The organism is Aeromonas popoffii, assembly GCF_000820025.1.
In the GTDB taxonomy this organism is placed as follows: Bacteria; Pseudomonadota; Gammaproteobacteria; order Enterobacterales; family Aeromonadaceae; genus Aeromonas; species Aeromonas popoffii.
Genome location: NZ_CDBI01000074.1, coordinates 55,038 through 67,187 on the forward strand (window position 1 = coordinate 55,038; position 12,150 = coordinate 67,187).

At 61.3% G+C, this 12,150-nt stretch carries 13 protein-coding genes and 1 other annotated feature; of the genes, 5 read left to right on the plus strand and 8 right to left on the minus strand.

What is annotated here, in order from left to right; genetic code table 11:
* Positions 1-34: 34 nt before the first annotated feature.
* The 8 genes from hisIE to hisG are packed head-to-tail and all read right to left on the minus strand — an operon-like array spanning position 35 to position 7,280.
* Positions 35-670, minus strand: a complete 636-nt coding sequence (gene hisIE, locus BN1129_RS15480) for a bifunctional phosphoribosyl-AMP cyclohydrolase/phosphoribosyl-ATP diphosphatase HisIE (RefSeq protein ID WP_042037659.1) — start codon at positions 668-670, stop codon at positions 35-37.
* Entirely contained in the window at positions 663-1,436 is a 774-nt protein-coding gene (gene hisF, locus BN1129_RS15485; RefSeq protein ID WP_042037661.1) for an imidazole glycerol phosphate synthase subunit HisF, read from the minus strand. Before hisF ends, hisIE begins: the two co-directional genes overlap by 8 nt.
* Entirely contained in the window at positions 1,436-2,197 is a 762-nt protein-coding gene (gene hisA / locus BN1129_RS15490) for a 1-(5-phosphoribosyl)-5-[(5-phosphoribosylamino)methylideneamino]imidazole-4-carboxamide isomerase (protein WP_042037662.1), read from the minus strand. Before hisA ends, hisF begins: the two co-directional genes overlap by 1 nt.
* Complete coding sequence (gene hisH, locus BN1129_RS15495; RefSeq protein ID WP_042037663.1) at positions 2,198-2,839, minus strand: imidazole glycerol phosphate synthase subunit HisH; 642 nt, start codon at positions 2,837-2,839, stop codon at positions 2,198-2,200.
* Positions 2,839-3,963, minus strand: coding sequence for a bifunctional histidinol-phosphatase/imidazoleglycerol-phosphate dehydratase HisB (gene hisB / locus BN1129_RS15500; RefSeq protein WP_042037665.1), 1,125 nt, complete (start codon positions 3,961-3,963; stop codon positions 2,839-2,841). The genes hisH and hisB overlap by 1 nt, the downstream gene beginning before the upstream one ends.
* Before the next feature lie 15 nt (positions 3,964-3,978).
* Positions 3,979-5,049, minus strand: a complete 1,071-nt coding sequence (gene hisC / locus BN1129_RS15505) for a histidinol-phosphate transaminase (RefSeq protein ID WP_042037666.1) — start codon at positions 5,047-5,049, stop codon at positions 3,979-3,981.
* The gene (gene hisD / locus BN1129_RS15510; protein ID WP_042037669.1) at positions 5,046-6,371 is read right to left on the minus strand and encodes a histidinol dehydrogenase; all 1,326 of its coding nucleotides are present in this window, start codon (positions 6,369-6,371) and stop codon (positions 5,046-5,048) included. The genes hisC and hisD overlap by 4 nt, the downstream gene beginning before the upstream one ends.
* A 12-nt stretch (positions 6,372-6,383) precedes the next feature.
* Positions 6,384-7,280, minus strand: a complete 897-nt coding sequence (gene hisG, locus BN1129_RS15515; protein WP_042037671.1) for an ATP phosphoribosyltransferase — start codon at positions 7,278-7,280, stop codon at positions 6,384-6,386.
* 25 nt (positions 7,281-7,305) lie between these two features.
* Positions 7,306-7,434, minus strand: a sequence feature (His leader region).
* A 186-nt stretch (positions 7,435-7,620) separates the two neighbouring features.
* On the opposite strand from hisG, the gene BN1129_RS15520 reads away from it, so the two are divergent.
* From BN1129_RS15520 to BN1129_RS15540, 5 genes are all read left to right on the plus strand, one after another.
* The gene (locus BN1129_RS15520; RefSeq protein ID WP_042037673.1) at positions 7,621-7,863 is read left to right on the plus strand and encodes a hypothetical protein; all 243 of its coding nucleotides are present in this window, start codon (positions 7,621-7,623) and stop codon (positions 7,861-7,863) included.
* A gap of 67 nt (positions 7,864-7,930) precedes the next feature.
* The gene (gene yoaA, locus BN1129_RS15525) at positions 7,931-9,841 is read left to right on the plus strand and encodes a DNA repair helicase YoaA (protein WP_042037675.1); all 1,911 of its coding nucleotides are present in this window, start codon (positions 7,931-7,933) and stop codon (positions 9,839-9,841) included.
* A 90-nt stretch (positions 9,842-9,931) separates the two neighbouring features.
* The gene (tsaB, locus tag BN1129_RS15530; protein ID WP_042037677.1) at positions 9,932-10,633 is read left to right on the plus strand and encodes a tRNA (adenosine(37)-N6)-threonylcarbamoyltransferase complex dimerization subunit type 1 TsaB; all 702 of its coding nucleotides are present in this window, start codon (positions 9,932-9,934) and stop codon (positions 10,631-10,633) included.
* A gap of 107 nt (positions 10,634-10,740) precedes the next feature.
* A complete protein-coding gene (locus BN1129_RS15535; protein ID WP_042037678.1) occupies positions 10,741-11,256 on the plus strand; it encodes a Slp family lipoprotein in 516 nt (171 codons plus the stop codon).
* 8 nt (positions 11,257-11,264) lie between these two features.
* Positions 11,265-12,116 (plus strand): alpha/beta fold hydrolase, encoded by an 852-nt coding sequence (locus tag BN1129_RS15540; RefSeq protein ID WP_042037679.1) that lies wholly within the window; start codon positions 11,265-11,267, stop codon positions 12,114-12,116.
* The last annotated feature ends 34 nt before the right edge of the window (positions 12,117-12,150 follow it).

Sequence of the window (12,150 nt, forward strand, 5' to 3'; positions counted from 1 at the left end):
AGATGGGCTTTACGCCCATCTATCACAGTACAGTTTATTTATTATGCCGCTCATAAAGCCGCTGGACGACATCCTGTAATCCCAGCCCTTCGTTTTGCAGCAGCACGGTCAGGTGGTAGAGCAGATCGGCGGATTCGTTAATGAGCTCCTCCCGATCCTTGGCCATGGCAGCCAGCGCCACCTCAACCCCTTCTTCACCGACCTTCTGGGCGATGCGCTTGGTGCCTTTGCCGTAGAGGCTGGCGGTGTAGCTGGTGGCCGGATCGGCCCCTTTGCGGGCAGCCAGTACCTGCTCCAGCTCTGCCAAAAAACCGAGGGGTGGCAGCGGGTGGCCATTAAAGCAGGAGGTTGTCCCTTTGTGACAGGTGGGACCGACGGGGTTGGCGGCAATCAGCAGGGAATCCTGATCGCAGTCGGTGCTGATGGCCACGAGTTGGAGCACATGGCCCGAGCTTTCACCCTTGGTCCAGAGCCGCTGCTTACTGCGGCTAAAGAAGGTGACCTGGCAGGTAGCCAGGGTCTGTTCCAGCGCCTCGCGGGTCATAAAGCCCTGCATCAGTACCTCGCCGCTGGCGGCGTGCTGGACGATGGCGGGGATCATACCATCACACTTTTCCCAGTCGAGCCGCTCCACGAGCGGGATCTGGTTTGCAATCTCTTGATTATTCACGGATGGCGACTCCTTCGGTTTTCAGCCAGCGTTTCAATTCGGGAATGGGGATAAGGCCCTTGTGGAACACAGAGGCGGCCAGCGCCCCGTCCACATCGGCGAGGGTAAAGGCATCGCGAAAGTGTGCCATGGCCCCGGCGCCGCCGGAGGCAATCAGCGGCACCTTGCAGACGCTGCGCACCAGTTTGAGCTGTTCGAGATCATAACCCTGACGCATGCCGTCCTGATTCATCACGTTCAGCACGATTTCACCTGCGCCGCGCTTTTGCACCTCCTGCACCCAATCGAGGGTGTGCCAAGCGGTGGTGCGGGTGCGGCTCTCGTCACCGGTAAACTGTTTGACCTGATAGTGACCCGTCTCGGCGTCGAAGTAGGAGTCAATGCCCACCACCACGCACTGCACGCCAAAGCGCTCGGCCAGTCGGCTGATCAGGGTCGGGTCGGCCAGGGCCGGAGAGTTGATGGAGACCTTGTCGGCGCCAAATTCGAGGATCTGGCGGGCATCTTCGACTCTTTTGATGCCACCTGCGACGCAGAAGGGGATATCGATCACCTCCGCTACCCGGCTCACCCAGCTCTTGTCCACCACCCGCGCATCGCTGGAGGCGGTGATGTCATAGAACACCAGCTCGTCTGCCCCTTCCTCGGCGTAGCGGCGTGCCAGCTCGACAATGCCGCCCATCACCTCGTGGTTGCGAAACTGCACCCCTTTGACCACCACGCCATCTTTCACGTCTAGGCAGGGGATAATGCGTCTTGCCAGCATCAGTTGCCTCCTGTGGTAACGGCTGCGGGCGTTTGCCAGCAGGCGATGGCGTCACCCACCGAGAACTTGCCCTCCAGCAGGGCGCGGCCAAGGATGATCCCCTTGACGCCGGAGCCCTTGAGCGCCTCGATATCCGCGATGCCGCCAATGCCGCCGGAGGCTTGAAAAGCGACACTCGGGTAGCGGGCGCAGAGATCCCGATAGAGCTCGACGTTGGTGCCAGCCAGGGTGCCGTCACGGCTGATGTCGGTGCAGAGCACATGCTTGAGCCCGGCGGGGAGGAAGCGTTCGATCAGCGCTTCGATGGTCACACCGCTGTTCTCCTGCCAGCCTGCCACGGCGATATGGCGATTGCCTTGGGCATCGATATTGACGTCCAGCGCCAGCACTATCTGCTCGGGGCCATATTTCTCCATCCAGCTGGCCACCAGATCCGGGGATTTGACGGCGGTGGAGCCGATCACCACCCGGCTGGCACCGGCGGCCAGCAGATCTGCCACATCCTGCTCCGTGCGCACGCCGCCGCCGACCTGCACCGGCGCTTCGGTGGCCGACAGCAGTTGGGTCAGCAGGGGCAGCTGGCGCGCCTTGGCATCCTTGGCACCGTCCAGATCCACCAGATGGAGCTGCACCGCCCCCTGGGAGACATATTCATCGAAGCGGGCCTGCGGGCTGCTGCTGTATTCGGTCTTCTGCTCGTAGTCCCCCTGATAGAGACGGACCACCTGACCATTGATCAGGTCAATTGCGGGAATGATCATTCATAGCTCCAGAAAATTTTGCAGCAAACGGGCACCGGCTGCGCCTGAGCGCTCCGGGTGGAATTGGGCGCCAAAGAAGTTACTGTGCTCTGCGACCCCGCCCACGATGGCGGTGAAAGGCTTGCCGTAGTCGCAGGTCGCCAGCGTCGCGTCGGTCACCTCCAGCGCATAGGAGTGAACGAAGTAGAAGTAGCTGCCGCTCGGGATCCCCTTGAGCAGAGGATGGCTCTCGTCATGCTCAATCTGGTTCCAGCCCATATGGGGCAGGCGCAGGTTACCCACTTCCATCAGCCGGATCTTGCCCGGCACTATGCCAAGGCAGTCGATAAGCGTATCTGGCAAACCCTGCGTGCCCATGCTCTCTTCGGAAGCCTCCGCCAGCATCTGCATGCCGAGGCAAAAGCCCAGCAGCGGCTGCTTGGCGGCGCGGATAAGGGGCACCAGCCCCCGTTCGTTGAGGTTCTTCATGGCGGCCACCGCAGTGCCGACACCGGGCAGGATCAGCTTGTCGGCCTGCTCGATATCAGCCGCTTGGCTGGAGACCAAGGGCCGTACGCCGAGGCGCTCGAACGCCATTCTGACCGAGGCCAGATTTGCACAGCCTGTATCGATAATGACCAGCTTCTGCTTGCTCACCTCCATCACAGCACTCCCTTGCTGGAGGGGAGGTCACTCCCTTCCACCCGAATGGCCTGACGCAGGGCGCGGCCAAAGCCTTTGAACAGCGCCTCCACCTGATGGTGGGTGTTGCCGCTGCCCACCTTCATTTGCAGGGTGATGGCCATGGCGTCCGAGAGAGAGCGGAAGAAATGGGGCACCATCTCGGTGGCCATCTCGCCCACGTTGTCGCGGCCAAAGCCGCTCGGGCAGTCAAACACGAAGTAGGGGCGACCGCTGAGATCCAGCGCTGTGCTCACCTCCTGCTCGGTCAGCGGGCGGGCATCGATCACCGCCTCTACCTCGTCCATCGCCAGCACGAAGCCGAAACGGCCGATACCGCGCTTGTTGCCTAGGGCCTGACGCAGCGCCTGGCCGAGGGCCAGCCCGACGTCTTCTACCGTGTGGTGATCGTCGATATGCAGATCGCCGCTGACGTTCAGCTTGAGCTGAAAACCGGCGTGGGTCGCTATTTGATCCAGCATGTGATCAAAGAAGCCGATGCCGGTGGCGATCTGGTTGCCGCCGCTCTTGTTTGTGGCAGAAGGGTCCAAGTCAACCCCCACCTGAATGCGGGTCTCTTTGGTGTAGCGTTCCACCTCGGCAGTGCGGCCCTTGGACAGTAGCTGATCACGGATGGCGAGCCAGTCGTGATCCTGCGGGTGGTAGCGAATACCGCCAATGCCCATGTTCTCGGCAAGCTGCAGATCGGTCTGGCGATCGCCAATCACGAAGGAGTTGGCAAAGTCGATGCGACCCGAGGCGAGATACGCCTTCACCAGCCCGAGGTGGGGTTTGCGGCAGCTGCAACCGTCGGTGGGGAAGTGCGGGCAGATCAGCACCTGCTCCCATTTCACCCCTTGCGATTCAAATAAATGCATCATCAGGTCGTGGGGTGGCTGGAAGTTCTCCAGCGGCAGGCTGGCGGTGCCCAGCCCATCCTGATTGGTCACCATCACCAGTACGTAACCAGCGGCCTGCAGCTCGCGCAGCACCGGAATGACCATGGGCTCGAAGCGCAGCTTGGCGAGGCTATCCACCTGCTTGTCGGTCACCGGCTCTTCAATCAGGGTGCCGTCGCGGTCGATAAACAAAAACGGGGTCTTCATCGCTACATCCTTGTCTTACAAAGTGGGAGAGGGCAGATCACGCAGTACGGCCAGCACGGCGTCCATCTCGCCCTGATAGCCGATGGTGACGCGAATGCTGTTGTCCAGACCCGGTTTGCTGGAGAAATCCCGCAGTATGATGCCGGCGGCCTTCATGGCGGCAAAGACGGCGGCGCCATCCACAAAGCGCACCAGCACGAAGTTGCCCTTGTCCTCGAATACTTCCTTCACGCAGGCAAGCCTAGCCAGCTCTGCCTTGAAGGCGGCTTTTTGCTTGTTGAGCTCCATCACTCGCTCGCGCATCAGCGCCAGCCCCATGGGGGAGAGGGCCTGCGCCGCGATCTGGGCGATGGGCTCGGGGATGGGATAGGGGGCGATCACCTTGGCCAGCATGGCGATCACCTCGGGATGGCCTAAGGTAAAGCCGCAGCGGATCCCCGCCAGGGCAAAGGCCTTGGAGAGGGTGCGGGTCACCACCAGATTGGGGAAGCGGGCCAGCAGGTCCACCACGGACGCCTCTGGGCAGAATTCGATATAGGCCTCGTCCACCACCACGATGGCGCGATTCCGGGCCTTCTCCAGCAGGGCAATCAGGCCATCGCGACCCACCAGATCCCCGGTGGGGTTGTTGGGGGAGCAGAGAAATACCAGCTTCACGTCGCCGAGGCGATCGGCGATGGCGGGCCAGTCCGGCTGGCGGCTGGTGGTGAGCGGTTGCTCGACGATACCGACGCCACAGGTCTCGGCGCTGATGGCGTACATGCCGTAGGTGGGCGGGCAGATGAGGATCTGATCTTCACCCGCTTCGCAGAAGGTGCGAATAAGCAGCTCGATGGCCTCGTCGGCGCCGCGACTGACCAGCACCTGATCGGGGTTGACTCCGGCGTAGGCGGCATAGCCGCTCACTACCTCGGCCGGTTGGCACTCGGGGTAGCGGTTGAGGCGGCTCCCCTCGATGGTAAAGGGATAAGCCTGCGGCGCCTCGTTGGCGTTGAGCCAGACGTGGCCCTTGCCGCCAATGCGGCGGGCGGATTGATAAGGGGTGAGAGCCCGCACCACGCGGCGCGCCAGATTGGCAATGCTCATGACAAATCCTTCTGCTGTGCTGTTTGTTGGGGCGAGGCGGCCAGGGCGTTCAACCTGAGGGTGACGGCATTTTTGTGGCCATCCAGTCCCTCTGCCTGGGCGATGCGCTGAACGATGGGGCCGAGCCCCTGAATGCCCTCGACGCTCAGCTCCTGCACCGTGTAGCGGCGCTGATAATCCGCAAGGCCCAGGCTGGAGCAGGTGCGTGCGTAGCCATAGGTGGGCAATGTGTGGTTGGTGCCGCTGGCGTAATCGCCGACCGACTCGGGCGTCCACTGGCCAAGAAAGATTGAACCGGCGTTCTCCAGTTTATCCAGCAGATCGCGAGGCGCCTGGGTCTGCACAATCAGGTGCTCCGGCGCGTAAGCGTTGGAGATGGCGCACGCTTCGGCCAGATCGTCACAGAGGATCACCAGACTGCTGCCAAGCGCCTGCGCGGCGATATCCCGGCGGCTCAACTTGGCCAGCTGGCGCTTGATCTCCCCTGCGATGGCATCGGCCAGCAGGGGCGAGGTGGTCACCAGCACCACCTGACTGTCGGGGCCGTGCTCGGCCTGGGAGAGCAGATCTGCCGCCACGAAGGCCGGATTGGCGCTCTCGTCCGCAATCACCAGCACCTCGGAGGGGCCGGCTGGCATGTCGATGGCCGCGCCGCGCCAGTCGCGGGAGACCTGCCCCTTGGCTTCGGTCACAAAGGCGTTGCCCGGGCCAAAGATCTTGTCCACTTTGGGAATGCTTTCTGTGCCGTAAGCCATGGCGGCGATGGCCTGGGCACCGCCGATAGCGAACACCTTTTCGACCCCGCAGGCGCGGGCGGCGAACAGGATCTCGTCGCTGGCGGGGGACGGGGTGCAGAGCACCACTTCACGGCAACCGGCGATAGCAGCCGGAATGGCCAGCATCATCACGGTGGAGGGGAGCGGTGCGCTGCCCCCCGGCACATAGAGACCGACCCGGCTGATGGGTTGGGTGCGCAGCTCGCACACCACCCCGGGCTGGGTTTCCACCCGTACCACTGGCTGCACTTGGGCCGCGTGGAAGGTGCGAATGTTGGCAATCGCCGCTTCGATGGCGCTTTTGATGTCGTCATCCAGCCGCGCGCAGGCAGCTTCAATCTCATCTTCGCTGACGCGCAACCGCTCACGGGGGGCGCGCTCGAAGCGCAGGCTGAGCTCGCGCAGGGCCTCATCGCCACGGCTGCGCACCGCTGCGATGATCTCTTTGACCACGGCGCCGATATCGGCCTCGTCATTGAGGGCGGGGCGGGTCAGCACGTCGGCCTGCTGGGCAGGAGAGAGGGTCTTCCAGATCAGGGTCTGCATGATATCCCTTCCTTATTCCATCATTTTTTCGATGGGCAGCACCAGAATGGAGCTGGCGCCGAGGGCCTTGAGCTGCTCCATGGTCTCCCAGAACAGGGTCTCGCTGGAGACGACGTGCAGGGCCACCTGATTGGTGTCTCCGGCCAGCTGCATGATGGTGGGGCGCTCGGCACCCGGCAGCAGATCGGTGATGGCATCGAGCTTGTCTTTGGGGGCGTGCAGCATGATGTACTTGCTCTCGCGCGCCTGCTGCATCCCCTGAATACGGGGCAGCAGTTTGTCGATAAGCTGCTGCTTGGCATCGGACAAGGGGTTGGGGGCCTGTACCAGTACCGCCTTGGAGCGGTAGATCACCTCGACCTCTTTGAGGCCATTGGCCTCCAGCGTCGCGCCGGTGGAGACCAGATCGCAGATGGCATCGGCCAGCCCGGCACGGGGGGCCACTTCCACCGAACCACCCAGCATGACGCTCTTGAACGCGAGCCCTTTTTCGTCGAAGAAGCGCTTGAGCAGCCCCGGATAAGAGGTGGCGATACGCTTGCCTGCCAGACTCTCTGGCCCTGTATAGGTCACATCATCCGGCACCGCCAGCGAGAGGCGGCAGCCGCCGAAATCGAGCTGCTTGAGGGTTTTGACCTGTGCAGGCAATCCTTGTGAAGCGCGAATAAGCTGTGCCTCTTCCAGCACGTTCTCACCGATGATGCCAAGGTCGACCACCCCTTCCATCACCAGACCCGGGATATCGTCATCACGCACCCGCAGGATATCGATGGGCATGTTTTCCACATGGGCGATAAGACGCTGCTCGCGCAGGTTGATTTTCAGGCCACAGCTCTTGAACAGGGCTTGGGAGTCCTGGCTCAGACGACCGGACTTTTGCATGGCGATACGCAGGCGTTGTGTTTCCATTTGCTCGATTTCCTTCTAGTCAAAAACGAAAAAACCCTCGGAAGTATGTGCTTCCGAGGGTTTATGAATCTTGCGGTCCTTTTGGAAGTCACCAGTTAAGTGTCTTCCAGCAGTCAACCTCCTGAAAGACTAGTCGGGATGATGATGGTGGTGATGAGTCTTCAGGGTGGTGAACTGCATGTAATCAATCCTTTACAAATAAGATGTCGTAGTTGACGCCTGATTTACACTACCTGCCTTGACAGAAAATGCAACCGGAAACTGTAATTTGATCGATTAAAGTTGAGGAAACGGTTTTCTGGTCGATAACTAGACAATACCCCCTACAGGAGTCGCTATCATGCCCAGCCAGGACCTGTTGTTCCCCATTTTGCCGCGGGCGCCAGCGACCCCGAGTCCTGACGACATCAAGCGGGAAGTGACCCAGATCAGTCAGAAGCACCAGCTGCGCAAGACCAGCACCGACAACGGTGAGTCCCAGCAGCGTCAGCAGGCCTATCCCTCTGCCAAGCGTGATCAGTCAAAGCCTAAAGAGGACGATCACAAGCCGGATCCCGAGCACCAGATCGATCTCTTCGTCTGAACGCATTATCAGTCCCGTTTTAACCGCATTTTTGGCATAATGCCCGCTTTTGCTGCGGGACGCCCTTTTGACCATCCAGACCCTGTTCAAGCCAGATGGCCCTCTGGCCAGCCACATCGACGGCTTTGTTGCCCGCGCCCCACAACTGGCCATGGCCGAGGCCGTCTCCAGTGCCATCAAGCGCGGTGGCCGTCTGCTGGTGGAGGCGGGGACTGGCACCGGCAAGACTTATGCCTATCTGGTGCCTGCGCTGGAGTCCGGCAAGCGGGTGGTGATCAGCACCGGCTCCAAGAACCTGCAGGAGCAGCTTTTCTATCGGGATCTCCCGACCATCACGGGGGCGCTCTCATACACCCCGCCAGTGGCCCTGCTCAAGGGGCGCAGCAACTATCTCTGCATCGAGCGGATGAACCGGCTCTTGAGCGAATCCCATCTGCAAAAGCCGGAAGTGCTCAATGATCTGGTGAAGGTCAAATCCTGGTCCACCGCTACCGATAACGGCGATGTGGGGGACATTCCGGGGCTGCAGGAGAACGCCGAGATCCTCACCCACGTCACCAGCACCAACGACAACTGCCTAGGTCGCGATTGCCCCTATTACGACGACTGCCATCTGGTGGTGGCCCGACGCCGCGCCATGGATGCCCAGGTGGTGGTGATCAATCATCACCTCTTCTTCGCCGATATGGCGGTGAAAGACACAGGGTTTGGCGAGTTGGTGCCCGAAGCGCAAGTGTATGTGTTCGACGAGGCGCACCAGTTGGCGGAGATCGCCACCAACTACTTCGGCAAGTCGGTGGGCAGCCGCACCATCCAGGATCTGGCGCAGGATATCCAGCTGGCCTATCGGGCCGAGGCGCACGACATGGCCCAGCTCGGCAAGGCGGCGGACAGGCTCTCCATCGCCAGTCAGGATCTGCGTCTCGCTTTTGGCGTGGATGGCGGTCGTGGCAATACCCGTGACATGCTGCGCCAGCCGCTCTGGGGGCAGGCGTTGGCCCGTCTCAACGACGCCATCGGGCTCTGCTACGAGGTGTTGAAGTTGGCGCTCGGGCGCGGCGAGCAGCTGGATCACGCCTTCGAGCGGATCTGCGAACTGCGCACCCGCCTTGGGGAGGTGCTGACCATTAACCAGACCGGCTTCTCCTATTGGTATGATTGCTCGCGACTGCATTTTTCCCTCAACATCACCCCGCTGTCGGTGGCCGAGCGCTTTGGCGCCGAGGTACTGCGTCCCGAGGTGGCCTGGATCTTTACCTCCGCCACCCTGACGGTGGACATGCGCTTCGATCACTTTGTGGCCGAGCTGGGACTCGCGGGCAGTGCCGAGCTCATTCTCGACAGCCCGTTCGACTATGCCGAGCAGGCGCGACTATGCGTACCCCGTTTTCTGCCCGAGCCCAACGCCTTCGGGCGGGGCGAACAGCTGGCCCAGCTGATGATCCCCCTCATCAACAAGACGCCGGGGGGCTGTTTCTTCCTCTGCACCAGCCATCAGGTGATGCGTCAGGTGGCCGAGGTGCTGCGCCGCGAGATAGGCCGCACTGTGCTGCTACAGGGGGAGGACAACAAGCAGCGGCTACTCAAGGAGTTTGTCGAGAATGGCCGCGCCGTATTGGTGGCCACCAGCAGCTTCTGGGAGGGGATAGACGTGCGGGGGGCTGCGTTGTCGTGTGTTATCATCGACAAGCTGCCGTTTGCCAGCCCAGACGATCCCTTGCTCAAGGCACGGGTCGATGATTGCAAGCTCAAGGGGGGCGATCCCTTCGCCGAGCTGCAGTTGCCCAAGGCAGTGATAGCGCTCAAGCAGGGGGTGGGGCGGCTCATTCGTGATCGCAGTGATCACGGCGTACTGGTCATCTGTGATCCACGCATGGTCAACAAACCCTACGGCGCTACCTTTATCAAGAGTTTGCCCGCCATCCCTCGCACCCGGGAGTTGGGGACGCTGGGGCGCTTTTTCGATCGCGGTGAATAAGTTTGCCGCCAGATAACAGAGTTGAACAACGGGCGAGTACATCTTGCTTGCCGGTTATGTAATTGACTGATTTTATAGAGATTGGAAAGCATGAACGAGTTGAAGATCCTGGCCGTTGATACCGCCACCGAAGCCTGCTCCGCCGCCTTGCAGGTGGGTGACACGCTGTTCTCCCGCTGGGAAGAGGCGCCGCGGGATCACACCCGTAAAATCTTGCCCATGGTTCAGGCTGTGCTGGATGATGCCGGGATAACCTTGGGCGAGCTCGATGCCATCGCGTTCGGGCGTGGCCCGGGCTCCTTTACCGGGGTACGGATCGGCATCAGCGTGGCTCAGGGGCTGGCGTTCGGGGTGGGTGTGCCGCTGATAGGCATCTCGACTCTGGCCGCCATGGCGCAAGGTGCCTATCGTCTCGATGGCGCCAAACAGGTGTTAACCGCCATCGATGCACGGATGAACGAGGTCTATTTTGGCCGCTATGAGCTGATAGATGGCCGTATGCAGCGGGTGGGCGACGAGGTGGTGAGCGATCCCGCGGCACTGGTTGACGCCCGTGGCAAGCTGGCGGGTTGGGTGACCTGCGTCGGCACAGGTTTTGAAACCTATAGCGAGACCTTGAGTGGTCTTGCCGATGAGCTGGCGGTGAGCCAGGTACGCTTCCCGGCGGCCATCGACATGCTGCCACTGGCCCGCGCCGCCTGGCTGGCTGGGGAGGCAGTACCTGTTGAGCAGGCGACGCCGGTCTATTTGCGTGACAAGGTGACCTGGAAAAAATTGCCGGGTCGCGAATAAGGGCAGGAGGCGGCGTTGCATGCCTGTCGCTCTTGCCATAAACCTGCATCCCCCCTGCCGGACAGGGCCTGGTAACAGGTTCGGTATCCGGCAAAAAGGAGAGTGACATGATGAAACGTGCGATCGTGATAGGGGTGGCAGGCTTGCTGCTCGGCGGGTGCAGCACTGTTCCGAAGGAGCTGGCTTATGAGCCGGCAAACCAGCTGGTGGCCTATCAGCCCGCCCTTGGCGGGATGGAGGGCAAACCGGCCCGCTGGAGCGGCGTCATCTCGGCAGTACAGAACAAGGCGGATCAGAGCGTCATCGAGGTAGTTTATCTGCCGCTCAAATCCAACGGTGTTCCGGAGCAGACTGAGCAGAGTCCGGGCCGCTTTCTGGCCATCATGCAGGGCTTCGTCGACCCGACCCTTTACGCCAAGGGGCGCAGCCTGACGGTGCTCGGCACCATAGCCCAGCCGGTAGATGGCCAGATTGGCGAGCACAAATATCGTTTCTCGGTGATCGATGCCACCTCCAGCAAGCTGTGGCCGCCGGTGAAGGAGGTAGAGATCCGCTATATGGATCCTTACTTCTACGACCCCTTCTATGATCCCTTCTGGCCGAGACGGCCGCTGCGTCGCTAAGGTTGCACATGACAATCATCATGCAGGAAAAAATGCTCACCCTGGCCGATGGTCGTCGGGTGGCCTTGCTTGACAACGAGCAGCAGGGCAAGCCGCTGCTGATCGCCTTGCATGGCTGGCTCGACAACAGCGCCAGCTTCTTGCCGCTGGCCCCGTATCTGGGGGACTTTCATCTCATCTGTGTCGATCTGCCAGGTCATGGTCACTCCGATCACAAGACCACCCCCTATGTTTTTGTGGACTGGCTGGATGATCTCTACCAGATCGTTCAGGCGGCAGGCTGGTCGCGTTTCAATCTACTTGGCCACTCCCTCGGGGCATTGATTGCGTCTGCCTATGCCGGCGTCTTTCCCGAGCTGGTGGAGCGGATCATCATGCTGGAGGGGTTGGGCCCGCTCAGCCAGCCCGATGAGGAGGTGCCGGCGCAGTTGCGGCGGGCGATTTTAAATCGCAGTCGCACCCGGGAACGCAGTGCCAACGGTTTTGCCTCGGTTGATGAAGCGGTGGCCGCCCGTTGCAAGGTGGTGGATATCACGCCGCAGGCGGCGCGGCTTATCTGCGAGCGACAACTGGTGGAGCGGGCAGGGCGCTGGCATTGGCGCAGCGATCCCCGTTTGCGGGAATTGTCGCCACTGCGCATGGGTGAGGGGCAGGCCCAGGCGCTGATCCGTGCCATCCGCTGCCCTGCGCTGTTTATCCGGGGCGAGCAGGGCTTTGCCAGCCTGCTGGAGCAGTGGCAGTTGCGTCATGGCGCATTCGAGCAAATAGAAATGGTCGTTTTGGCGGGAAACCATCATTTTCATATGGAAAACTCGGCCGATACCGCCGTTTGTATCGAAAAATTTTGTCAAATTCGCTAGAATCACCGGCTTTCAATCATTCCAGGTTTGTTTT

What these genes read in the sequence shown, in the direction of transcription:
- BN1129_RS15520 (WP_042037673.1), top strand. Translation starts at nt 7,621, where the DNA reads ATGCCCAGCCAGGACCTGTTGTTCCCCATTTTGCCGCGGGCGCCAGCG.
- hisD (WP_042037669.1), bottom strand. Translation starts at nt 6,371, where the DNA reads ATGCAGACCCTGATCTGGAAGACCCTCTCTCCTGCCCAGCAGGCCGAC.
- hisB (WP_042037665.1), bottom strand. Translation starts at nt 3,963, where the DNA reads ATGAAGACCCCGTTTTTGTTTATCGACCGCGACGGCACCCTGATTGAA.
- BN1129_RS15540 (WP_042037679.1), top strand. Translation starts at nt 11,265, where the DNA reads ATGACAATCATCATGCAGGAAAAAATGCTCACCCTGGCCGATGGTCGT.
- hisC (WP_042037666.1), bottom strand. Translation starts at nt 5,049, where the DNA reads ATGAGCATTGCCAATCTGGCGCGCCGCGTGGTGCGGGCTCTCACCCCT.
- hisA (WP_042037662.1), bottom strand. Translation starts at nt 2,197, where the DNA reads ATGATCATTCCCGCAATTGACCTGATCAATGGTCAGGTGGTCCGTCTC.
- hisG (WP_042037671.1), bottom strand. Translation starts at nt 7,280, where the DNA reads ATGGAAACACAACGCCTGCGTATCGCCATGCAAAAGTCCGGTCGTCTG.
- hisH (WP_042037663.1), bottom strand. Translation starts at nt 2,839, where the DNA reads ATGGAGGTGAGCAAGCAGAAGCTGGTCATTATCGATACAGGCTGTGCA.
- BN1129_RS15535 (WP_042037678.1), top strand. Translation starts at nt 10,741, where the DNA reads ATGATGAAACGTGCGATCGTGATAGGGGTGGCAGGCTTGCTGCTCGGC.
- hisF (WP_042037661.1), bottom strand. Translation starts at nt 1,436, where the DNA reads ATGCTGGCAAGACGCATTATCCCCTGCCTAGACGTGAAAGATGGCGTG.
- tsaB (WP_042037677.1), top strand. Translation starts at nt 9,932, where the DNA reads ATGAACGAGTTGAAGATCCTGGCCGTTGATACCGCCACCGAAGCCTGC.